1 rRNA gene is annotated in these 1,077 nt (G+C 54.2%); it reads left to right on the top strand.

Going from position 1 to position 1,077, the window contains the following annotated elements:
• Window positions 1-58, top strand: a 16S ribosomal RNA gene (locus J1M39_RS07110); the annotation flags it as partial.
• Window positions 59-1,077: the final 1,019 nt, after the last annotated feature.

Raw genomic sequence — 1,077 nt, 5'->3', positions numbered from 1 at the left:
TGGGACTAAGTCGTAACAAGGTAGCCGTACCGGAAGGTGCGGCTGGATCACCTCCTTTCTAAGGAGCATCAGTGCCCGTTGCATCACCGCGTGTGTGATGGCGGGTTGCTCATGGGTGGAACATCAACGAATGGTGCCAGTGGTGGTGCCGGCAGTGCTCGAGTACGTCATGCCTGTGAGGGTGTGGTTGGAATGGGTGGTGTTGGTGGCTGCGGGCTGGTGTTGGCACACTGTTGGGTCCTGGAACAGCAGGTGCCCTGACCTGTGAGGGTTGGGGTTGTTGTTTCTGGTGTCCGTATCTTGTGAAGCTGGCCTTGAGGGTTGGTGGATGGGGTGTGGGTTGTTGTTTGAGAACTGCATAGTGGACGCGAGCATCTTATTTTTTGTTGCTGCATCGTTGATCGCACTGTTCCCCCTGGGGTGGTGTGTGAGGTGTGGTGATGCCGAGAATGACATCTTAGTTAGATATTGCTCATTTGAGGACTTTCATTGTGTGTGAAAGTTTCCAAGGGCGCATGGTGGATGCCTTGGCAACAGGTGGGACTAAGTCGTAACAAGGTAGCCGTACCGGAAGGTGCGGCTGGATCACCTCCTTTCTAAGGAGCATCAGTGCCCGTTGCATCACCGCGTGTGTGATGGCGGGTTGCTCATGGGTGGAACATCAATGAATGGTGCCAGTGGTGGTGCCGGCAGTGCTCGAGTACGTCATGCCTGTGAGGGTGTGGTTGGAATGGGTGGTGTTGGTGGCTGCGAGCTGGTGTTGGCACACTGTTGGGTCCTGGAACAGCAGGCACCCTGATCTGTGAGGGTTGGGGTTGTTGTTTCTGGTCTCCGTATCTTGTGAAGCTGGCCTTGTGGGTTGGTGGATGGGGTGTGGGTTGTTGTTTGAGAACTGCATAGTGGACGCGAGCATCTTATTTTTTTGTTGCTGCATCGTTGATCGCACTGTCCCCCCTGGGGTGGTGTGTGAGGTGTGGTGATGCCGAGAATGACATCTTAGTTAGATATTGCTCATTTGAGGACTTTCATTGTGTGTGAAAGTTTCCAAGGGCGCATGGTGGATGCCTTGGCAACAGG

The sequence above is a fragment of the Micrococcus sp. KRD077 genome, assembly GCF_017168505.1.
Lineage (GTDB): Bacteria > Actinomycetota > Actinomycetes > Actinomycetales > Micrococcaceae > Micrococcus > Micrococcus luteus.
Note: the sequence above shows the minus strand (reverse complement) of the source record. Positions and strands in the feature narration are given on the sequence as shown.